General features: G+C 57.1%; 1 protein-coding gene. It reads right to left on the reverse strand.

The features are described from left to right. Window positions 1-686 (reverse strand): amidohydrolase (locus BFN00_RS00695; RefSeq protein ID WP_349356350.1); only part of this gene is annotated, 686 nt, incomplete at its 3' end. Between the last annotated feature and the right edge of the window lies 1 nt (window position 687).

Raw genomic sequence — 687 nt, forward strand, 5'->3', positions numbered from 1 at the left:
TATGAGGCCGCCTGGGCCGCCACTAACGTCTTGATGCGCTCTTCCAACAGCTCCCTGACTTGCGGATCCAACGCGCGTACACTGAGTTTTAATACCGCAGAGTCGGCGATGACATTACTGGCCATGCCTGACTGGAATGAACCTACGGTGATCACGCCCGGCTCTTGCGCTCCCAAATTACGCGCGACGACCGTCTGCAATGCCATCACAATGCTAGCTCCGACGACCACGGCATCAACGGTGCCTTTCGGCATCGCTCCATGGCCCCCTTTGCCGTGAATGGTGATGGTGACCGTATCACTGGAAGCCATAAACGCCCCCTCACCAAAGACAAACTGCCCCTGCGGGAAGCCCGGCATGTTGTGCATGGCAAAAACGGCGCCACAGGGGAAGCGTTTAAACAGGCCATCGTCGATCATCTTCTGGGCACCGGCCAACCCCTCTTCTGCAGGTTGAAAAATGAGATGCAAGGTGCCATCGAAACAGGCGTGATCGGCCAGATAATGTGCCGCACCAAGCAACATCGCGGTGTGGCCGTCATGCCCACAGGCATGCATGATGCCTTCGTGCTGACTGCTGTAAGGGAGTTGCGTATTTTCCAGGATCGGCAAGGCATCCATATCTGCCCGAATACCTAACGTGCGGGGGCTGTTGCCTCTTTTCAGCGTCCCAACCAGGCCGGTGATA

It is taken from the genome of Acinetobacter sp. AR2-3, assembly GCF_001878775.1.
GTDB classification, from domain to species: Bacteria; Pseudomonadota; Gammaproteobacteria; order Pseudomonadales; family Moraxellaceae; genus Acinetobacter; species Acinetobacter lwoffii_D.